19 protein-coding genes and 1 other annotated feature are annotated in these 22,424 nt (G+C 32.9%); of the genes, 17 read left to right on the top strand and 2 right to left on the bottom strand.

Features of this window, described 5'->3' with window-relative positions:
- Window positions 1-13: 13 nt before the first annotated feature.
- From BM120_RS02310 to BM120_RS02265, 10 genes are all read left to right on the top strand, one after another.
- Window positions 14-430, top strand: coding sequence for a type II secretion system protein (locus BM120_RS02310; protein WP_091992883.1), 417 nt, complete (start codon window positions 14-16; stop codon window positions 428-430).
- A gap of 81 nt (window positions 431-511) precedes the next feature.
- Window positions 512-2,077, top strand: a complete 1,566-nt coding sequence (locus BM120_RS02305; protein ID WP_091992881.1) for a hypothetical protein — start codon at window positions 512-514, stop codon at window positions 2,075-2,077.
- A gap of 47 nt (window positions 2,078-2,124) precedes the next feature.
- Window positions 2,125-2,586: a hypothetical protein gene (locus BM120_RS02300; protein ID WP_091992880.1), complete on the top strand. Its 462-nt coding sequence runs from the start codon at window positions 2,125-2,127 to the stop codon at window positions 2,584-2,586.
- A 576-nt stretch (window positions 2,587-3,162) separates the two neighbouring features.
- Window positions 3,163-4,236 carry an SEC-C metal-binding domain-containing protein gene (locus tag BM120_RS02295; protein ID WP_091992878.1) on the top strand — a complete coding sequence of 358 codons (1,074 nt, stop codon included), beginning with the start codon at window positions 3,163-3,165 and terminating at the stop codon, window positions 4,234-4,236.
- Window positions 4,237-4,247: 11 nt separating this feature from the next.
- Entirely contained in the window at window positions 4,248-4,619 is a 372-nt protein-coding gene (locus BM120_RS02290) for a hypothetical protein (protein WP_091992877.1), read from the top strand.
- A 108-nt stretch (window positions 4,620-4,727) separates the two neighbouring features.
- Window positions 4,728-6,326, top strand: coding sequence for an NAD(P)/FAD-dependent oxidoreductase (locus BM120_RS02285; protein WP_091992875.1), 1,599 nt, complete (start codon window positions 4,728-4,730; stop codon window positions 6,324-6,326).
- Between the two features lie 204 nt (window positions 6,327-6,530).
- Window positions 6,531-7,880 carry a glucose-6-phosphate isomerase gene (locus BM120_RS02280; protein ID WP_091992874.1) on the top strand — a complete coding sequence of 450 codons (1,350 nt, stop codon included), beginning with the start codon at window positions 6,531-6,533 and terminating at the stop codon, window positions 7,878-7,880.
- A 79-nt stretch (window positions 7,881-7,959) separates the two neighbouring features.
- On the top strand, window positions 7,960-9,036 hold the full coding sequence (locus tag BM120_RS02275) for a S1C family serine protease (protein ID WP_091992872.1): 1,077 nt from the start codon (window positions 7,960-7,962) through the stop codon (window positions 9,034-9,036).
- A 247-nt stretch (window positions 9,037-9,283) separates the two neighbouring features.
- On the top strand, window positions 9,284-11,287 hold the full coding sequence (locus tag BM120_RS02270) for a cell wall-binding repeat-containing protein (protein ID WP_091992870.1): 2,004 nt from the start codon (window positions 9,284-9,286) through the stop codon (window positions 11,285-11,287).
- Window positions 11,288-11,508: 221 nt separating this feature from the next.
- Window positions 11,509-11,985: a GNAT family N-acetyltransferase gene (locus BM120_RS02265; protein ID WP_091992868.1), complete on the top strand. Its 477-nt coding sequence runs from the start codon at window positions 11,509-11,511 to the stop codon at window positions 11,983-11,985.
- Window positions 11,986-12,158: 173 nt separating this feature from the next.
- On the opposite strand, the gene BM120_RS02260 is transcribed toward BM120_RS02265, so the two are convergent.
- A complete protein-coding gene (locus BM120_RS02260) occupies window positions 12,159-12,695 on the bottom strand; it encodes a Gx transporter family protein (RefSeq protein WP_091992866.1) in 537 nt (178 codons plus the stop codon).
- A 234-nt stretch (window positions 12,696-12,929) separates the two neighbouring features.
- Here BM120_RS02260 and pepF point away from each other — a divergent pair, with 234 nt between their 5' ends.
- The 3 genes from pepF to BM120_RS02250 all read left to right on the top strand — a co-directional run bounded on the left by pepF (window position 12,930) and on the right by BM120_RS02250 (window position 16,335).
- On the top strand, window positions 12,930-14,717 hold the full coding sequence (gene pepF, locus BM120_RS02255) for an oligoendopeptidase F (RefSeq protein ID WP_091992864.1): 1,788 nt from the start codon (window positions 12,930-12,932) through the stop codon (window positions 14,715-14,717).
- A 127-nt stretch (window positions 14,718-14,844) separates the two neighbouring features.
- On the top strand, window positions 14,845-15,000 hold the full coding sequence (locus BM120_RS10815) for a hypothetical protein (protein ID WP_177187350.1): 156 nt from the start codon (window positions 14,845-14,847) through the stop codon (window positions 14,998-15,000).
- A gap of 27 nt (window positions 15,001-15,027) precedes the next feature.
- Window positions 15,028-16,335, top strand: coding sequence for an L-cysteine desulfidase family protein (locus tag BM120_RS02250; RefSeq protein ID WP_091992862.1), 1,308 nt, complete (start codon window positions 15,028-15,030; stop codon window positions 16,333-16,335).
- Between the two features lie 152 nt (window positions 16,336-16,487).
- Here the strand turns inward: BM120_RS02250 and hpt are convergent, their stop codons facing one another.
- Window positions 16,488-17,033, bottom strand: coding sequence for a hypoxanthine phosphoribosyltransferase (hpt, locus tag BM120_RS02245; protein ID WP_091992860.1), 546 nt, complete (start codon window positions 17,031-17,033; stop codon window positions 16,488-16,490).
- Window positions 17,034-17,266: 233 nt separating this feature from the next.
- Window positions 17,267-17,513, top strand: a binding site (T-box leader).
- Between the two features lie 118 nt (window positions 17,514-17,631).
- Here hpt and BM120_RS02240 point away from each other — a divergent pair.
- The 4 genes from BM120_RS02240 to ilvB all read left to right on the top strand — a co-directional run bounded on the left by BM120_RS02240 (window position 17,632) and on the right by ilvB (window position 22,338).
- Window positions 17,632-17,877, top strand: coding sequence for an ACT domain-containing protein (locus BM120_RS02240; protein WP_091993029.1), 246 nt, complete (start codon window positions 17,632-17,634; stop codon window positions 17,875-17,877).
- Window positions 17,878-17,992: 115 nt separating this feature from the next.
- Window positions 17,993-18,988: a ketol-acid reductoisomerase gene (gene ilvC, locus BM120_RS02235; RefSeq protein ID WP_091992859.1), complete on the top strand. Its 996-nt coding sequence runs from the start codon at window positions 17,993-17,995 to the stop codon at window positions 18,986-18,988.
- A 12-nt stretch (window positions 18,989-19,000) separates the two neighbouring features.
- Window positions 19,001-20,650 carry a dihydroxy-acid dehydratase gene (gene ilvD / locus BM120_RS02230; RefSeq protein WP_091992857.1) on the top strand — a complete coding sequence of 550 codons (1,650 nt, stop codon included), beginning with the start codon at window positions 19,001-19,003 and terminating at the stop codon, window positions 20,648-20,650.
- An 11-nt stretch (window positions 20,651-20,661) separates the two neighbouring features.
- A complete protein-coding gene (ilvB, locus tag BM120_RS02225; RefSeq protein WP_091992855.1) occupies window positions 20,662-22,338 on the top strand; it encodes a biosynthetic-type acetolactate synthase large subunit in 1,677 nt (558 codons plus the stop codon).
- Window positions 22,339-22,424: the final 86 nt, after the last annotated feature.

Raw genomic sequence — 22,424 nt, 5'->3', positions numbered from 1 at the left:
TGAGGAGAATAATATGGAAAATAATTTATTAATGGAAAAATTGGTTAGTTCAGAGACATATAATGATGATGTAAATAGCTTATCTAAATTTAGGAAAAGAGAAGGCTTTACATTGATAGAAATGCTTTTGGTTGTGGCGATAATTGGTATTTTAGCGGGAATTGTTGCATTAAAATACGGAGATGTTCAAAAAAGAGCAAAAGAGAATGCAGATTATGCCAATGCATCAAGTATTGCAACTGCAATATATATGGGGCAGAGTGATGGTAAATCTGATGATGAGCTGGATACAGTCGCTAAATTAGTAAATCTGAAATATTTATCTAACGAGCCAAAGCCACAGAGTGCGGAGGGACAATTTGTGATTACACTAAGTAATGGAAATGTGGAGGTTAAGATTGGAGAAAAAAAGCTATACCCAAAGGAATAGTTGATTAAGAGAAATGCTACGATAGATTTATCTATTGATAGATTTTTAGATTGGATATTTGGTTGAAAAGGGGAAGAATTCATGAAAACAAAGATTTTTTTGACAATTGAGTCGAGGGGTTACGAGATTTGTTATATTACATTAAGAAAAGGTGTAATTGATAGCAAGAAAGAATTCTTTCCCTTTTTCTATGATAAGAGAGCTGAAGGCTACTCGAAAAATATTTCCATTTCGATAGTCGACAATATAAAAAAATTTGAAGACAGAAACAAACTAAAGGTCAAACACATAGTTATTGTCGAATCAAATGTAAATTCATCATATAAGACAATCGAATTTCCAAAACTGGCAAAGCAGAGGGAAATAAGGCGAGTTGGCAAGGATGAAATTGAGGCTAATACGAGTGATGATTTTGTTTGTTCGTTGGTAAACTATAAAATAAAAAAAGAAGAAAACGGATATGTAAAATATGGTATATTTAGCTTTGACAAAAACACCAGTGAGATAATTAAATACATTGAAAAATATGGGAAAATATACTGCAAGGAGGTTTATTTAAATTTTCAGGTCATTCAATATATAATAAGTCGTTATCAAGGTAGGGATGATATGCTGGTGGTTAAAGACGAAATGACTATTTTGGAAATTAGAAATACAGATTCAGTAATTTACTCGATTATAGAAGGTGTTGTCAAAAATACAATGGTTATAGATGCTGAAAATTATTCGGATGGAATCATTAATTACTTAAATGAACAGTCTAGAATAATTATATTTGGAAGTATCAGCGATGCTTGGTGCGAGATCATAGAAGGAATTGACCATAAGGTATTGCTAAATAATAGCGAGAATATAGTAATTGATACGATTATTGGAAATACTGGTTCGATTGATAATATAGGCTTAATATATAATGCTGATTCGGTCGATGATGCGTATTTAAACTATTATGTTGATTCAGTCGAGAAGTCCTACTTAAACGAAGTAGACTCAATTGAAAAAAAAGAACAAAATAAGAATAAAGCAAATGATGATTACATTAAAGATCGTTTATTTTCAAGCTATGATAGCTATAATCTAAAGCCTATAAATATTTTAAAAAGGGTGAAACGTAAGGAAAATGTGTATTATAAGGTGTTTATTAATATATCGATTATCGTACTTGTATTGCTATTTATAGAGTTTTCACTAGCATATAGAGAAAATGTTAAATTATCAGAGTCGCTTTTGGAAAAAAATGACAACACAACGAAGATTTATAAAAAATCGAATAAGAAGATTAAAGGATACGAGAATATATATGGTGTAGATGTTAGAAAAATAATATCCTTTATCAATTATCTAAATGGGAGAATTTTAAGTATAAAGGGCGAGTATAATTCAAAGCTGGTTATCACTTTTTACATAGATGATTCTGATAAATTTCAATCTTTTTTTGATTCCGATATTATGAAAAAAGTGAAAATAACGTCAATAAATATCGATGAAATTATAGAGGAAAATACCGTCGAAGAAATTCAAAATCCTGATGATGGTAATATAGCCAGCAGAAATGAGGATAATAAGAAAAACGATGAGCTGTTCAATGAAATAAAAAAAATCAAAGTAGTAAAAAAAATAATGAAGATTGAAATTGAGCTAGAGTGAAAGTATTCGATAGCTTTGAAATTATGTAAGATAATAAGGGTGTTAACATGAGCGGTAAAAAAAATATATTAATGGTAGTATTAATAGCTATTACAATTATTCTTGTAAAATTCTTTGTCATATATCCGTTGAAAAAAGATAATGACAGGCTAGAAAAAAATATTTCTGAGTTGAAAAGAAGAAATAAAATTGAGGCGCAGATTGAGGATTACATATTTGATGGTATTAATGAGAGGAGTATTAGAACGATTGACGAAATAAATGTCATTTCAAAGCTAGGAAAAAATATTAATATAAAAGAAATAAAATCTAATAAAGATAACTATGGTCAATTATTTACGGTAAAATTTATTGCAGATGAAGATGGTTTTGGAAAATTTATTAGTTCTCTGGCAAGTATGGAATATAATTTTTTTGTGAAAAAGGTTCTTTATGAAAACAAGGGAGAAGCATATGGACAAAAAAAATGCGTTAATTCTGAGTTTGAGGTCGAGCTTTATATTAAATAAGCAATATGCTTTTACTTTTTCATTTTTCATGATATTCTGATATATGTCGTTATATCAAAATGAAAATACAAACAAAACTAAAAGAAAAAATAATTATATAAATATTAAAGGAAAAGTATTGATTTTCAATTTCCTTAATGTTAGAATTTTATAAAGAAAGAGTTTGTTATTATTTAAATATAAACCTTAGCATTTTGATATGCTTGGTTAAAATTTAGAATACAAGAAATAATGAGTGCTACCTAAAAGGGTGGTATAATACAGGTGTACAAATGAAAACTGTTCGATATTCAATATATCTAGGGCAATAAAAGGGAAGAGTTGCAGTTCTTCCCTTTAAACGTTATTTCCTTTTAGTGTTAGGTATTTATAATGCAATGTAAGAGCGATGATTATAGGGTAAATAACATTTACGACTATGAAAAGTGCTAAGTTAAACAATATAGTGATAGACAATGAGTCGCAAATTTGTTATAATGTAGTGTGATTATGCTTAGTAGTATAGTCTTATTGATAATTAATAATACCATTTAGAATAAAATAATGTGAAAAAATAAATAGGGAGTAGCTTTGAACATGTTAAAAAGAAATGATAAGTGTTACTGTGGAAGTGGTAAGAAATACAAGAAATGCTGTATGGAGACAGATTCCATAAAAATGAAAAAAGAAAGAGTTTTTGAGCAGTTATTGGCAAAGAAGAATTTGATTGATAAAAAGTATTCAAATGCAGTATTAAAGCTAGGCGAATATCTAGAGAATTTAATAGATAGGGAGGATGCTTTTTCAAAGCTGGAAGAAGAAATCAGAGCCACTTTCTTTGACGATATGGTTATAAAAAATATAGCTGCAAACAGATTCTTTTCTTCATATTTTTCATATGATTGCTATATTAATACTAACAATATTACTCCAGCAGCTTACGTTATAAACACTGAAAAATTTTCAAAGCAAGAAAAGAATGTTATTGAAAATTGTATAAATTCATATCCGAGTCTTTTTGAAATTTCAAAAATCGATAGGACAGTAGTTGTAATAAAGGATGTATTTACTGAAAAAGAATATTATACACTGGATTCCAGAATTTTAGAAGGTTTCTCAATTGGAGATCATATCTTGGGAAGACCAGTGAGAATTGATGATGTATACGTGCTAATTGATTTAACAATTAGAATACAATCAGATATGGTTGATATGATAAAGACTACTTTTATTGATGCATATAACGAAAATAAGGATAAATTGCCTAGCATGGAATATTTTGTATCAATAAATACGTTGTTCTTCTACAAGTATATGCTACAATTATTGCAGATAAGTGACTATAAGGATTCAGAATTAGAGGATTCTTTAAATGAAATAGAGGAAGAAGATGATAAGGAAAGCATTGAAAATGAAATAAAGCCGCTGATAGAAGCTGCTGTGGAGGATCTTGCTGTGTTGGACAAATCGTTGGAAATACTGAGTGATGTTTCAGGAAAGATAAAAGTGAACGGATATGAAAGTGGATGGGCAGCAGGTATCGTTTACTATTCAAGCAAATCTTTGGGAGAAAATGTAACACAAAGCTCAGTGGCAAAGCTGTTTGGTGTTAGTGTTAGTACATTATCGAAGAGAAGCAAAGAAATTTCTGGAATGATTTCTGAAAGTTAACGAGGTGAAATATGAGTTTAAGAGCTGGAGAAAGTATACCTGTATCTACAAATTATATTAAATCTAATCCTGCTGTACCTGTTTACAGAGGTAATGAAATATTAGAAAATCTATTCGCGGTTATCTATCATATTGAAATTGGATACAATAAGGATGGTGCTCAAGAGGTTAAACAATATATAATAGTTGATTACAAAGAATATTCACTTTCTGAAAATGACAAGGAAGAAATAATGAATATTGCAAGAGGTTATTGCGTTCAAAAAGGTATAGATAACAGTGAAGATGTTGAAATTAAATTACTTGATAATGAAGTCGCAGAAGGCTTTATTGAGAGAATTTTTAATAATATGAAAGTTGTTAGAGGTTTGATTACAAACTAGTTTTGGTAAACCATAGTTTTGAATTAAGACAAGATAGCACCACGTTCTAAATCCATAAAATGAACGATGGTGTTTTTTATTATATAAATATGTGGAATGTGAGGCGTTATGTTAAGAGTTTCAAACATAAAGATTGATATTGATGAGGAGATATCTCTCGTTAGAAAAAAGGTATGTAAAAAGTTAAATATAAATGATGATGAAATAACGGAGTACAGTATTTACAAGGAATCAATTGATGCACGAAAAAAGGATAAAATTACTTTAGTGTACACAGTCGATATAAGCTTAAAAAATGAAAAAAAGTATATGAAATTAAAAAAGTCAGATGTTGCTTTCATTTCTACAAATAAGTATGATGATGTAAGTATGGGAAATGAGCTTTTGAAAAATAGACCATTAGTTATTGGAGCAGGTCCAGCAGGATTATTTGCAGCTTTGTTATTGGCACAAAGAGGCTATAAGCCTATATTGATCGAAAGAGGAGAAGATGTCGATACACGAGCAGATGATATAGAAAATTTTTGGAATAATGGTGTGTTAAAATCAAATTCTAATGTTCAATTTGGTGAGGGTGGTGCAGGAACTTTTTCTGATGGCAAATTGACGACAAGATTAAAAGACATTAGATCAGAAAAAGTACTGAGAGAATTCGTGAATTTTGGAGCACCAGAAGAGATAATATATTCTCACAAACCACATATTGGAACGGATATACTGAAGAATGTTATTAAAAAATTAAGAGAAGAGATAATAAGATGTGGAGGAGATGTAAGGTTTAGAGCTTGTATGACTGGAATAGAAATTGTAAATGGAAGGGCGATTTCTATTGAGGTCAACAATTCCGAAAGAATAGAAAGTGATAGTATAATACTTGCAATTGGGCACAGTGCCAGGGATACATATAGAATATTAAATCAAAATGGGGTTTTTATGGAGCAAAAGCCGTTTGCAATGGGAGCGAGAATAGAACATCCTCAAAAGATGATAAATGAGGTTCAATATGGAATTTTTTCAAATCATAAAAAGCTGGGTGCTGCGGATTACAAATTAATAGCACACACTACGAATGGAAGAAGTGTATATTCGTTTTGCATGTGTCCTGGGGGTACTGTAATTGCATCGGCTAGCTGTGAAGGAATGTTGGTTACAAATGGAATGAGTGAGCATGCGAGAGATAAAGAAAATGCTAACAGTGGATTACTGGTCAACATTGAAACATCAGATTTTGGCTCAGAGCATCCATTGGCTGGAGTTGAATTTCAAGAGAAATACGAGAAGCTGGCTTTTGAAGTTGGTGGAAGAAATTATAAAGCGCCCTGCCAATTGGTCGGTGATTTTTTAGCTGGTGTAAAATCTGAAAGAATCGGAACTGTGAAACCATCTTACAGGCCTGGTGTTACTATGACTGATTTATCTCTATGTCTGCCTTCCTTTGTGGTAGCTGCGATGAGAGAAGCGATTCAAATACTGGATAAAAAATTAATAGGCTTTGGAATGAGAGATGCAGTTTTAACAGGTGTGGAAACTAGGTCTTCGTCACCGGTTAGAATAAAGAGAAATCTTGACACTCTACAATCTATGAATGTAGAGAACTTATTTCCATGTGGAGAAGGAGCTGGCTATGCAGGTGGAATTGTGACAGCGGCGGTCGATGGAATAAAGTGTGCAGAGAAAATAATCCAAAAATATAGTAGCTTGGAGTAGGTCTTTACAGGAAGTCGAAAATAGGACCTTAATGCTGTAATATTTGAAAGCATAAATGAAAAAAATATGTCACTATAAAGTAAGTATGGGTTAGTGTAAAATAAGTATGGAGTTTTTGACATTCAGTGTTGAATATATGGTATAATAAAAAACTGAATAGAGAAGTGATTAATTTGTGAAATTATTTGGAAAAGGAGAAGAAATATGGGTAGTTTGAAACTAGATTTAACAAAGGCAGAGCTTTTTATAGAAAAGAGAGAAATTGAAGCAATGCAACCATTCGTAAGTGTTGCTCACGAATTGCTGCACGATAAAAAGGTGTTGGGAAATGATTATCTTGGTTGGATGGAGCTTCCAAGGAGCTATGACAAGGAAGAATTTGACAGAATCAAAAAGGCAGCTGATAGGATCAAATCAGATTCAGAGGTATTAATAATAATAGGCATTGGTGGTTCATATTTGGGTGCAAAGGCTGCAATAGAAATGTTTGGGAATACATTTAAAAATAGCTTATCTAAGGAAGATAGGAATGCACCGGAAGTCTATTTTGCAGGGAATAGTATTAGTTCCTCATATATATTGGATTTGCTTGATTTGGTTAAGGACAAAGATTATTCAGTAAATGTAATTTCAAAATCAGGTACTACTACGGAGCCAGCTTTGGCATTTAGAATATTCAAGGAGGATCTGGAAAATAGATACGGAAAAGAGGGAGCATCAAAGAGAATTTATGCGACAACTGATGCAAAAAGAGGGGCTTTAAGAGCTCTTGCAGAAGCTGAAGGCTATGAAACATTTGTAATTCCTGATGATGTCGGTGGTAGATTTTCCGTTTTGACAGCAGTCGGACTTCTTCCTATAGCTGCTGCTGGATTTGATGTGGATCAAATAATGAAGGGGGCTAAGGATGCGATGGATGAATTTTCAACTGATGATTTGAGCAAAAATATTGCCTATCAGTATGCTGTTGCAAGGACAGTTCTTCAAAGAAAGGGAAAAGAAGCTGAGTTGCTAGTAAGCTACGAGCCTCAGCTACAGTATTTCGCTGAATGGTGGAAGCAATTATTTGGTGAAAGTGAAGGTAAGGATAATAGAGGTATTTTCCCCGCTTCAGTTAGCTTTTCGACAGATCTTCACTCAATGGGGCAATATATACAGGATGGAAGAAGATTCTTGTTTGAAACAATAATCAATGTTGAAAAACCAAGGAGAGATGTTGAAATTAAATTAGATAGCGAGAATCTTGACGGATTGAATTATCTAGCAGGAAAAACTGTCGATTATGTGAATCATAAAGCATTTGAAGGAACTTTATTGGCACATACTGATGGTCAGGTGCCTAACTTGGTGTTAAATGTTGAAAGGCTTGATGAGTATAATTTTGGTCAGCTGGTATTTTTCTTTGAAAAAGCCTGTGGACTTAGTGGATGCCTGCTAGGAGTCAATCCATTTAACCAGCCAGGCGTTGAAGCATACAAGAAAAATATGTTTGCACTACTTGGAAAGCCAGGCTACGAAGAAGAAAAGAAGGCTCTTGAATTGAGACTGAAATAAAAAAATAATTTCCTTTAAGTATATTTTAAGATAAGTATTTTATACTCTACTCATATAAGAATTGAAAGGAAGTGTGATAATGAAGTTTAAGTCATTAATTATGGTAGTGCTTGTTGCATTTTTTTCATCGATTTGTGGTGGAGTGTTCGCTTTAAAATATTTGAATAATTATTCGGCTGATAACTCTAACAGCTCAACTAGTAGTATAAAGGTTGTTGAAACTGGAAGTACAAAAACTCAAAATGTATATCAAGCTGTTGCTGAAAAGGCATCGCCATCTGTTGTTGGGATTGTTTCTGAAACGGTAAATCAAGAGAGTATTTTTAGTAGCTCTCAAATAGTACAGGGAAGTGGTACTGGGTTTGTTGTTGATAAAAGAGGATATATTCTCACAAACTCGCATGTGGTGTCAGATGGGCAGGCTAAGAATGTAAAGGTCATTATCGATAAAAATAAAACAGTAAATGGTAATGTGATTTGGAACGACACTAGCTTGGATTTGGCTATTGTAAAGGTTAATACTTCTGGCTTGACAGTTGCCGAATTGGGAGATAGCGACAGCGTAAAAGTTGGCGATATTGCTATTGCGATAGGAAATCCGCTTGGAACAGAGCTGATGTCATCTGTTACACAAGGGATTGTCAGTGGATTAAACAGGGATGTTTCAACATCTAGCTCCAATATGTCTGGGTTGATTCAAACAGATGCAAGTATTAATCCTGGGAATAGTGGTGGTCCTCTTCTAAATCAACAGGGGCAAGTTATTGGTATCAATACTGTTAAGGTAAATGCAGAAAATCTAGGCTTTTCCATTCCGATTAATATTGCAAAAAATATACTACAGAGAGTAATTGAGGATAATAACTATGAAAAGCCTCTGCTTGGAGTAATAGCTATAGATATTGCAACATATAAGAGTTATACAGGCAAAGATTTGGGCGTTGATTATGGTGTTATAGTGAGAGAAACTGCCAGCGGCTCAATTGCTAGAAATGCTGGGATTGAGCCCGGAGACATAATTGTAAAAATTGGTGATCAAGAGATAAAAAATAAAGGGGATATCAGTAAAAAGCTTTACTCATATTCTAAGGGATCCAAGGATAAAGTCACGATAATAAGAAATGGAAAAGAAAAAATATTGGATATAAAGCTTTAAAACATGATTGGAGAAAAGTAGGATGATAAATTTTAACGATTTTCATCCTACTTTTCTATTATTTTTTTGATGCTTATGATATAATTATTATCAAATATAGTATATTTAACGATAATGATATCATATATGGGAAAAGGTTTTTTAAAAACTTGATTAAGTCTATAAAAATTTCAAGAGTTAATTGGTTTAATTATCTACATATTTTACAAAAATAATAATGTTAATTTAGAAAGGTAGGGGGATTCTTATGAAAAAAATTTTTAAGGCAGTATTATTCATTTTTGTTGTAGGTTCAATTATTTTGTTTAACTCGAAGTCACATGCATCAACATTAAACGAAAAAGAAAAAACATTTTTCAATGAGAATGAAATTGTAGAGGAATTAGAGGGAACAAATAAAGCTGATATTCTTAAAAAAGCCAAATCTTTATTGTTATTGTTAAATATAAAAAATACTGGTAATGAAGAGAAAGTATATAAAATAACTGATAAGGATAATCATAGTGGTGAGCGTGAATATTATAAAGTCATATATAATGGCGATTCTTATATTTCATTTTCAAAAGAGGGAGAATTAATTGAGGCGGATACATTTTTTTATAAGGTCCCAAAATCTGATGTAAGATTTAGGAGTTTGGATTCACAGAGTAGTATAGATATTCTTTCTGAAAATATCAAAAATAAAGGGTATATTTTGAAAGAAAAAGATGATAATTACTATAATGGCAATACACTATATAGATTTGAGAAAATTATCCATGGAGATTTGACAAACAGATTTGATAATTACACTATTGTATATGATACACAAAATGAAAATATTGTGAGTTTTATGAAGGTGTCTAATCCAGTAGAATATAAAGAGCCTACGATATCTTTAGAGGAGGCTAGAAAAACTGCAATTAATTACTCTAAAACAAATAATATAAAAAATTCTGAATTGGGTGTATACAAAGATGATAATGGTAATGCGAAACTAGGGTATATTATGAATTTTGAAAACGGAGTTACTATAGTTGTCAGCCCATATGAAAATAAAATAGTGTGTAAAGACATTTCTAAAGAAAGAATAGCTATCAATATTTTGAATGAATTTGACCAAACAAATAAATTTATATACGGAGATTTTTTTGGAGCAAAATATATACTAAACGATAAAGCTGTTCAGAAAAAAGTGGGAGAAAAAATCGATTCTTTGAAGGATAGCTATTATACTAGTAAGGATAGAATAAAAACCTATTCATTTATTATTGAAACTGATAATTATGAAATTGGAATTCTTGATAAGCCATATGTAGATGGATATTATTTGTTCTCAATTTCTAGCTTGAAAAATATGCATTCTTTTAATACCTATAGAACAAAAACGAATGTATACGCTGAAGTAATGAATATTTTGAACTCTTCTGAAAATGTTGATGTTCAGGTCTTTGATACTCTTTGCCCAGTGTTTCCGGAAAATAGCTCTGTTGTCAATTCCATAAAAACTTCTCAATATACTCATGCTAGGAGTGAGAATGCTATATTGGTAGGCAAAGATAGTGTACCTGATTCTTTATGCTCAGCTTCGTTGGCGGGCTATTTGAATGCACCTATACTTCTATCAAGTAAAGACAATATTGATGCGGAGGTTCTTTCTGAGCTAGATAGACTTCACGTTAAGAACGTATATATTACATCTGGTAAAAATATGATATCTAGTAAGGCTAGAGATGAATTGAAATCTAAAGGATATAAGCTATTTGATTATTCCGGTATAGACAGATACGATACATCGAATAAAATTGCCAAGTTGATAAATAAGGACAATAAATTTATTTTGGCAAGTGGTGAAAATTTCAATGATGTACCGCCGATTTCTCCATATGCTTGTGAAAATAAAATGCCAGTTATACTTACTGAAAAGAATAGAATACCTAATAGCAATTTTGAGCTATTTAATAAAGCCTCGAATATACTGTCAATTGGTGGATCTAAAACAATTGATAGTAAGGTGTACAATCAGCTGAAGCAAAAGGAAATAAAGGTTAAAAATATTGCCGGTGCTGATAGGTACGATACATCAAAGAAGATAGTAGAGTATCTTTACCCAAATTCTAAGCAATTTATATATAAGGCTGACAGTAGAATAATCGATGGTATTGTTTTGTCGAACCTAAGTGTTAAGTACAAAAAACCAATAATGATACTAAAAGATTCATCTAAAATTTGGCAGTCCGAAAATAATAAAGGCAATATCTTTGTGTATTAGATAAAAAATTAATGTAAACATTTTATTAAGCTAAAAAATATCCACTGAAAGCAGAAGAATAAAGCTTTCGGTGGATAATTTTTTCATATAATGGATTTTTATGTTATACTATATTTCTAGTAAATGAATTTTTAAACGATAATCAAGACTTTTGGTGGAGACTCCAAAAGTCTTCGTGACAACTGATGGTTTGGTTAAAATAAAAGATTGGAGGAGATGTAATGTCGAGCAGTTTTAGATATGCTAAAAAAGAAGATGTATCGCTTATTCTACATTTTATTAAGGAATTGGCAAAATATGAAGGTATGCTAGAAGAAGTAATTGCAGATGAAAAAACACTTTTGGAATGGATATTTGTGAAAGAAAAAGCCGAAGTTATTTTTGTTTTAGATAATGGCAAAGAAGTAGGTTTTGCGTTATTTTTCCATAATTTTTCAACATTCTTAGGAAGAGCAGGTATATATTTAGAAGATTTATATGTAATGCCAGAATATAGAGGTAAAGGATACGGAAAAGCTCTTCTCAAGGAATTGGCGAAAATAGCAGTTCATAGAGGGTGTGGAAGAATGGAGTGGTGGTGCTTGGATTGGAACAAGCCAAGTATAGATTTTTACTTATCGTTAGGTGCTGAGCCTATGGATGACTGGACGGTTTACAGAATAAGTGGAGACACACTAAAACAAATGGGAAAAGAATAAACGTAATAGTTTGGTGATAAGATAAAATGCAACACTCATATTATTATCAGACTTGTATTTGTATAACATAGAATAATATTTACGAAAAAATTATATAAACATAGAAATGTAGGGGCATATTTTGAATGCACCTACATTTTATATGTAATCATTATACATTGCTGATATTAAAACTAATATCCAATTTTTAAGATTTGTTTTTTTAAAAGTGGCTCTGAAAACTTAACTACAATACCGATAAAAACACCGGTTGCCAATGATGCTCCGAGCATCAATGGAAGATATCCCATTATAGAGATGCTTTCTATTATAAAGCTCGCCATAATCAACTGACCGATATTATGTAATATTGCTCCAACAATACTTATTCCAATTGTAGATAGTCCTTTGATTCTAATTGCAATTGCCATTCCTATAAAGCTTAAATAGCCTCCAGCCACACTGAATAAAAATGTGGAGGCAGGTCCTGCAAAAATTGAAGAAATAATTATTCTTACAGTTAATATCTTAAACGTATCTCTTTCGCCAAAGCTTAAAAGGCATAAAAGTGTAATAATATTGCTAAGTCCCAATTTTGCTCCTGGGAACCAAAATAACAATGGATTTGGTATTTGAGTTTCTATCAGGTAAAGAGCCAAGCTGTATGAAGTCATCAGCCCAAGCAGTATTAATTTTCTAGTGTTTGAATTATTTGAATTTGTTTTTTTCATATTAAATCCTCTCTTTTAACTGATAATAATTATTATATCATAAATTCCATAAACATAGTATGAGGAAATGCATATATATGAATAATCTTAAAACAATTATTAATAAAATAATCAAAACCTGGTTTACTATATTGCACATTAGGTATTATAATAATATATATGGTAAAAAATTAATTTTTTAAAGAGCAGATATAGCTCTAAGAGAAAAAATATTTGATTTAAATGGAGGAAGTTATGTTGAAAAATAGGGAAGATATACAGTTAGAATATAAGTGGAATTTAGATGATATGTACAAAGATAGTGAACAGATCAATAAGGATATAGAATTTATTGAAGGCTCTTTTGAGATATTTGAATCGTATAAGGGTAGACTTTCTGAATCAAAGGAAGCATTTTATGAGGTTTTGAAATTGATGGAGGATACATCAAGAGTATTGTCTCATTACTATGTATACACTCATATGAGACATCATGAAGATACAAGAATAAATGAAAATCAGGCAGTTTCAACAAAGAGTGAGATGATGTCGACGGAGCTTGGAAAGGCAACTGCCTATATTGTTCCAGAGATAATATCAATGGATGAAGAGTTGCTAAATGAGTTCCTGAAGGATGAAAAAATATCTCATTATAAAAAAATGATCGATGAGATTTTGAGAGATAAGCCTTATACGTTGAGCGAAAAAGAGGAACAGATTATGGCTGCTGTTTCTGAGCTGACTTCTACTCCGGAGAATACATATGAAATGCTGACATATGCAGATATGGAATTTCCAGAGATAATGGATGAAGAAAATGAAAAAGTGAGATTGACACATTTCAACTACTCTACATTCATCAAAAGTAAGGATAGAAGAGTTAGAAGGGATGCCTTTGAAGCGGAATTTAGCACATATAAAAAATACTCAAATACATTTGCTTCTACATTATTTGGTGGAATAAAGGCTGAGGTATTTAATTCAAGAGTTAGAAAATTTCCATCAGCAATTTTTGCGTCTCTTTATTCAGACAATATTAGTGTAGAGGTGTATAACAATTTGATTGCATCCATTCATGATAGTATACCGGTGCTTGATAGATACAACAATTTGAGAAAAGAATATTTTGGTTTGGAAGAAATGCATATGTATGACTTGTATTTACCAATGGCAAGAGATTTTAAGATAGAAATTTCTTATAAGGAAGCCCAAAGCATTATTTTGGAAGCGTTAAAGCCGATGGGTAAATATTATATTAGTCTGATAAAAAGAGCATTTTCTGAAAGATGGATAGACGTATATGAAAATGAAGGAAAAAGAGGGGGAGCGTACTCATGGGGAAGCTATGATTCACATCCATATATCTTGATGAGCTATAAGGATGATTTGAATTCGCTTTTCACTCTGATTCATGAGCTAGGCCATTCTATACATAGCTATTTATCAAGAGAAGCTCAACCATACATATATTCTGGATACAAGATTTTTGTAGCAGAGGTTGCGTCTACTGTCAATGAAACACTTTTGATAAAATATTTATTAGAAAAATCGAATGACATAGATGAAAAGGTATACTTATTAAATTATTATCTAGAGCAGTACAGAACAACTGTTTTTAGACAGACTCTATTTGCAGAGTTTGAAAAAATTGTCCATGAAAAGGTCGAGGAAGGAAATCCTATGACAGCTGATGATTTTACGAAGGTATATTATGAGCTAAATCAGCTATACTATGGAAATTCATGCGTAGTTGATGAATTAGTTGGAATTGAATGGGCTAGAATACCACATTTTTATTCTAATTTCTATGTATACAAATATGCGACAGGATTTTCCGCAGCGTCTGTACTAAGCAATAAGATTCTTCAAGGCGGAGAGTCAGTTGAAAGGTATATTGAGTTTTTGAAAAGTGGCGGTTCGGAATATCCGCTTGATCAGTTGAGAAAAGCTGGTGTGGATATGGAGAAGAAAGAGGCTGTAGATAGCTCTTTGGCTATTTTTTCAGAATTAGTTGATGAGTTAGAAAAATTAGTAAGAGATTAGTAAAGTATTAATCAATAAAAAATCAAAAAAATTATTAATACAGAAGTAATTAATTATATAAGTAATTAATAAAAAACTCTTAATAAGAGTAATTAAGCTGTGATTCATGAGATAGGTTGGTGATTTTATGGATTTGATTAATTTTAAATTGATAGCTGTTGTGATGCTATTTATTATTCTAATATCAATACACTTGACACTAAATAAAATTCTTTTGGTGTTGAAGGAAATAAGGGATAATATAAAAGCAAGCGGCTTCGATTCTAAATTTAATAGATTTTAGAAGAAAGAAATTTGTGGAGGTATTGTTGTGAGAGATTTGAGAAATGAGTTTGTACAAATGCTAAAGGATGAGGTAAAGCCAGCAGTTGGTTGTACCGAACCAGTGTCATTGGCGCTTGCGTGTGCAAAATGTAAGGAGCTGTTAGGTGAGGAAATCGAAAAAAACAGAATGTTGGTCAGTCCTAGTATTTACAAAAATGGAATGTGCGTTGGAATACCAGGAACTGAACGACTTGGATTGAAGATAGCCTCAGCAATAGGTATAGTAGCTGGAAGATCAGAAAATGGACTTAGCGTACTTGAAGGAACTTCATCAGAAGATATAAAGAAGTCAGAGGCTCTGATGGATCAAGGAGCATTGAGCATTGAACCGGCAGATACCAAGGAAAAAGTGTATATTTTGGTTGAATTTTGGGGGAAAAATAATTATGCCAAGGTAATAATTAGAACAAAGCATGATAATTTTGTATTCTTGCAAAAAAATGAAGATATACTTTTAAACAATATTGAAGATGGTGCACATTCAATAGCAGCTGCACCTAAAAAGACATCAGTTATGGACGATGCCACTTTGGAAGAAATAGTGAAAAATATTGAATCTTTAGATTACGAGGATATAAAATTCTTGTATGATGGAGTTAAAATGAATTTGGAGATGGCAGAAGCTGGATTGGACCACAAGATAGGTATTGGTGTTGGATATGGAATCAAGCAATCAATAGAAGATGGAATTCTTGGCGACGATATAATTAATAATTCAATGATGTTGACAGCTGGTGCATCTGATGCTAGAATGGCTGGACTAGATATGCCTGTAATGAGCTCAAACGGAAGTGGTAATCATGGTTTAACTGCTATTTTGCCGATTGTGGCATACAATCAAAAATTCCCTCAGAGCGATGAAAGGCTTTGTAGAGCGTTGGCTCTTTCACATTTGACTACAGCCTATATCAAAAATTTCACTGGTCGTCTTTCTGCTATGTGTGGCTGTGGCGTAGCTGCTGCAACTGGAGCAACAGCTGGTATTGCATGGCTGATGGACGAAAATATAGAGCAAATAGGTGGAGCGATAAAGAATGCTATTGCTGATTTAAGCGGTATGATTTGTGATGGTGCAAAGCCTGGGTGTGCATTGAAGCTATCTACGGCAGCCTCTGCAGCTGTTAGAAATGCTTTGTTGGCTAAACAAGGAAACTATGCTCAGTCAATAAATGGAATAGTCGGATTAAATGTTGATGAGACTATTAGAAATTTGGGAAGAGTAAGCGATCTTGGTATGAGTGCGACAGATGAGACAATTCTTGATGTTATGAACGAAATGAATAAGGTAAAATAACAAAATATATGGGTTGATTTAAAGGTAAGCTATATACAAAAAGTATCCTACGTTCTGAAAATGAAAATGAATGTTAGGATACTTTTTTTATTGAAAATATGCTTTATGTTTATTTTATGTACGTTCTATATATAATTTACTGTATAATTTTTTTATCTAAGCTCCTCAGTTACATTAAAGATATAAGGAACATTTCTATATCTGTCCTGGAAATCAAATCCATAGCCTACAACGAATTTGTCCTCTATTTCGAAGCCACAATAATCAGGAACGAATTCGACCTCTCTTCTGCTAGGCTTATCAAGTAATACACAAGTTTTTAAGCTTTTTGGATTTTTTTTGCTGATGTGATTTACAACATGTACCATTGTGTTTGCAGTATCAGCGATATCATCAACAATCAAAACATCATAATCTGATATATCAGATAATGTAATGTCTGCTTGAACCTTAACTTTTCCAGACGATTCTTTGGCATCACCATAGCTAGATGTAGTCATAAAATTGACTCTCAGAGTTTTTATATCAATACATCTTACCAAATCTGCACAGAAAATAAAGCTTCCCTTTAAAAGTGAGATAATTAGTAAATTTTTATCTATGTAATCAAATTTTATTTGCTCTCCCAATTCATTAATACGTTCGCCAAGCTTTGTTTCGTCGAACATAATTTCCCATTTTCTCTTCTCGATGTCCATTTATACCTCCAAATAATTTTTACTATTAATTATATATTATATCACATAGGAATTACATGAACAAACAAAAAAATATTTAATTTATTAGACAATGATTGTGTTAATTAAATCAATATACATAAAAGACTTAAAATTAATAAAACGTTATCAATATTTTTAAAAGAATAAAAATTTTCTAAAAATTGTTGACATTATATTTTAAAGTGTGTATAATCATTTCATACAAGAAGATAAGAAAAGCAATGACGAAGACAAAGCTATTTTTGTAGTCTGATACAGCAAGCCTAAATGATGAGAGATGGCACAGATGTAAATAGGTAATGATCACTTCGTAGCTGTTGTACCGAACAATTATTAGTAAGTATAGCCGTATTCCCACGTTATAGGGATAAGATTAAGATAATACTATTATCCGATCTGATGAGAGGTGAATTTATTTCACAAGTAAGGTGGTACCGCGAATATGCTTTCGTCCTTATATGTCCCTTGGATATATTATGGCGAAAGTTTTTTTATTACAAAAAATTGTCCTACACAAATATCCGATGAGAAATATTTCTATCTTCTTAAAAAATTTGAAGTATTTGGAGGTATTAAAATGGAAACAACATTGTATGCGAGATTGACACAAGGTATGGATTCTTTTATGAGAGTGTCGATGACACTTAGAAGAAGAGAGTTTAAGCTGAAAAACATCAGTTTATCCTTAGAAGATAACATGATGCAGATGACGGTAAATGAAGATGAGTCTAGCTCAAAATCAATTCTAAACCACCTGGAAAAAATGTATGATGTGTCAGACGTAACACTTGAAGTTAAACCAGTATTGTCGGCAGTTTATTAGCAAAACTAATGATAAATAAGAACAGAATAAAGTCAGAAAAAGAATTACAGAAATAATAGTGAGAATATTTATAAAAATAAGAAAATATTGATAAAAAATAAAGGAGAGAATAAAAATGGCAAAATTGTTTTATGATAAAGATGTAAGTATTGAAAGTATGTTAAATTTAAAGGTTTGTGTGGTAGGGTATGGAAGTCAGGGTCATGCGCACACACAGAATTTGAGAGATAGTGGAGTGAACGTATGTGTATCATTATATGAGGGAAGCAAATCAAAAGAAAGGGCAGAAAAAGATGGATTCAAAGTATACAGTGTTGCAGATGGGGTTAAAAATAGCGATGTTGTAGTAATGCTGTTACCTGATGAAAAACAAAAGGTGGTATATGACAAGGATGTTGAACCGAATTTGAGAGAAGGTCAGACGTTGGTATTTGCTCATGGATTTAATATCCATTTTGGTCAGATAGTTCCCCCTGATTTTGTAGATGTTGTGATGGTTGCTCCAAAAGGACCAGGACATTTGGTAAGAAGTGTATTTGAATCGGGAAGTGGAGTTCCGGCAGTGTTTGCAATTCATAACAACCATAGTAAAAATGCAGAAAAATTCGTATTGGAGTATGCAAAAGGAATTGGTGCAACAAGAGCTGGAGTACTTGAAACTACATTTAAAGAGGAAACTGAAACCGATTTGTTTGGAGAACAGGCTGTATTATGTGGTGGTGTAAATGCTTTGATGAAAGCTGGCTTTGAAACATTGGTTGCAGCTGGTTATCAGAAAGAAGTGGCATATTTTGAATGTCTTCATGAAATGAAGCTGGTAATAGATTTGTTGTATGCAGGTGGCTTTGAAGGAATGAGATATTCTATAAGTGATACTGCAGAATACGGAGATTATGTATCTGGAGCAAGAGTAATAGATGACCATGTCAAGGCTTCTATGAGAGCAGTACTTGATGATATACAAAGTGGGAAGTTTGCAAGAGAATGGATAGCAGAAAATGAAAATGGTAGGGTGAATTTCAACAGATTTAGAGAAGAAGCAAAGGACTCAGAGGTTACTCAGGTAGGTAAAGAATTACGTAGTATGATGAGTTTTTTAAATAAAAAGTAAGAGGTTTTGAGTATGAAAAGTTCATTGGCGAAGCAAGGATTGACAAAAGCTCCACACAGGTCTTTATTAAAGGCGAGTGGGCTGACAGATGAAGAAATAAATAAGCCCTTTGTGGGGATAGTAAATTCCTTCAATGAGATTGTGCCAGGACACGTAAATCTTAGGGAGATAACTGAGGCAGTAAAACGAGGTGTTCTGATTTCGGGAGGGACACCTCTGGAATTTCCTTCTATTGCAGTTTGCGATGGAATTTCCATGAATCATGAAGGAATGAAATACTCACTTGTCAGCAGGGAGATAATATGTGACAGTATTGAGGTGATGGCTAGAGCGCATAGCCTTGATGCATTAGTACTAATACCTAGTTGTGACAAGGTTGTTCCAGGTATGCTTATGGCAGCAGCGAGAGTCAATATTCCCACTATAGTGATAAGTGGTGGTCCTATGTTGGCGGGTAGATATCAAGACAAAAATGTGGATTTGACTACAGTTTTTGAGGCTGTTGGAAAGGTGACAAATGGACAGATGTGTGAAGAAGATTTACTTGGACTTGAAAATAATGCTTGTCCGACCTGCGGATCATGTTCTGGAATGTTTACTGCAAATTCAATGAATTGTATGACTGAAGCACTTGGAATGGCATTAAATGGCAATGCGAGTATTCCTGCTGTTTATTCAGCGAGAAAAAGACTGGCGAAATTGGCTGGTATGCAGGTAATGGAACTGTTGAAAAATGATATAAAGCCTAGAGATATTATGACAGAGGAAGCTTTTAGAAATTCACTAGCTGTAGATATGGCTTTGGGATGCTCTACCAATACTGTTTTACATTTGCCAGCAATAGCACACGAAGCGAAAGTAGAATTAAACTTAGATATAATAAATGAAGTAAGCAAAAAAACTCCGAATTTGTGTAAGCTAAGTCCAGCTGGAGGTCACTATATGCAGGATCTTGAAGAAGAGGGTGGCGTAAAGGCAGTGATGAATGAATTGAGTAAGCTTGGAGTAATTAATAGAGAGGTTATGACGGTTTATGGGAAATCACTAGGCGAAACATTAGTTGACAAGAAGTCAGATAGAGTAATTAGAGATTATGATAACCCATATTCAAAAGATGGAGGTATAAAGGTATTAAGAGGAAATCTGGCGCCGAATGGTGCAGTAATAAAGAAATCAGCAGTCGATTCTAGTATAAAGAGGTTTGAAGGCCTTGCAAAGGTATTTGACTCTGAGGAAGAGGCAGTAAGTGCTATTTTATCAAAAGAGATAGTAAAAGGTGATGTGGTCGTTATTAGATACGAAGGTCCTAAGGGTGGTCCCGGGATGAGAGAGATGTTGACTCCTACTTCGGTTCTATCTGGAATGGATTTGGATAAAGATGTATGTCTATTGACGGATGGAAGATTCTCTGGTGGAAGTAGGGGATTTTGTATAGGTCATATATCACCTGAAGCCTATGAAGGCGGTATGATTGGCTTGATTGAAAATGGAGATAAGATAAGCATTGATTTAGAAAGCTCTGAGATAAATGTAGAGATTGACGAAGCTGAATATATCAATAGAAAAAATAATTTTTCGCCGAAGAAAAAGGAAGTAGATGGATATCTGAGTAAGTATGTTAAATTAGTTTCATCTGCAGCAGAGGGGGCGATTTGTAGATAGGAGAATTGAGTATGAATGGAGCACAATTAGTATTGGAATGTTTAAAAAAAGAAGGAGTTGATACTCTATTTGGGTATCCTGGAGGCGCAGTAATACCACTGTACGATGCTTTATATGACTATAGAGAAGAATTTTTTCACATAAGAACTTCTCATGAACAAGGGCTGGTGCACGCAGCAGATGCCTATGCCAGAAGCACAGGGAAAACAGGAGTGTGTATTACAACATCGGGACCTGGTGCAACTAATGCTATCACTGGATTGGCTACAGCATATCTTGATTCCACTCCGATAGTTATGATAAGTGGACAGGTTGGTACTACAATGCTAGGTAGAGACTCATTTCAGGAAATTGATATTACAGGTATAGCACTATCAGTGACAAAGCATAACTATTTACTGAGAAATGTACGAGATATTGCTCCTACGATAAAGGAAGCCTTTAGAGTTGCTCAAAGTGGTCGTAAAGGACCGGTGCTTATTGATATTCCAAAAGACCTATTTACAAGCGAAATTGATTTTGATCCATTTGATGACGAAAGATTAGACGAAATTGACAATAGAAATTTTGAATTTAAAAAGGATGATAATTTAAAGGGGAATATTGCCAGTGCAATAAAATTGATAGAGAAAAGCGAAAAGCCAATTATATATTCTGGTGGGGGTGTGAAGAGTAGTAATGCCGAAAGTGAGCTTTTTGAGTTTGCAAAAAAATGTGATATTCCAGTTGTAAATACGTTGATGGGGCTTGGAACCTTTGACAGAAAAGATGAGTTATCTCTTGGTCTGATGGGAATGCATGGCTTTAAAGAATGTAATCTGGCAGCAGCAAATGCTGACTTGATAATAGGTGTTGGTGTCAGATTTAGCGATAGAGGAACTGGATTATGCTCTGCCTTTGGGGCAAATGCAAAAATTATTCATATAGAACTGGATAGAAGCGAGGTTGGAAAAAATATCAGATGCGACCTATCCTTGGTCGGAAACTGTAGAGAAATCTTGTCGGAATTGACAAGGGTATGTCCAAATTTAGACCATTCTGAATGGAAGCATACTATTTCAACCTTTGAAGATAAAAATAGGATAGACACAAATGATTTTCATCCACAAAATATTTTGAAGGTGGTAAATGAGTCTGTCGATTTAAAAGGAAGCAATGTTTTGGTAACAGATGTGGGACAGCACCAGATGTGGGCTGCACAACATTGGCAATTTAAACCAACTAGAAGCTTTATTACATCTGGTGGACTAGGTACTATGGGATTTGGACTTGGTGCAGCGATAGGGACTGCCGTTGGTAATAAAGATAAAAAAACTGTGTTGGTAACTGGTGATGGAAGCTTTAGAATGAACTTAAATGAGCTTGCCACTGTTAGAGAATACAATATACCTATCCTGATTATACTATTTAATAATCATACTCTTGGAATGGTTAGACAGTGGCAAAAATTATTTTCAGATAAGAGATATTCTGAGACTGATATTAATAGAACAATTGATTACACAAATTTGGCAAGCTCGTTTGGGATTGATTCAGTCAGGGTAGATAATTTAGTAGCGTTGAAAAAAGTGATTGATGAATATAATTTTGAAGGATCTTTATTTGTGGAATGTGAAGTGAATACAGACTATGATGTATTCCCTATTGTGCCACCAAATGATTTTCTTGAAAATTTGATTTGTGGTTAATAAGCCTTCCTTAGGTTAATGATATTTTTCGTAAAATATTATTACCTTGTAAAAAATAAATAAAATTAGTCTAAAAAAGCTATTGA

Origin of the sequence: Peptostreptococcus sp. D1 (assembly GCF_900112955.1) — a bacterium.
Taxonomy (GTDB): Bacteria; Bacillota; Clostridia; order Peptostreptococcales; family Peptostreptococcaceae; genus Peptostreptococcus.
This window is presented reverse-complemented; position numbering and strand designations above follow the sequence as displayed.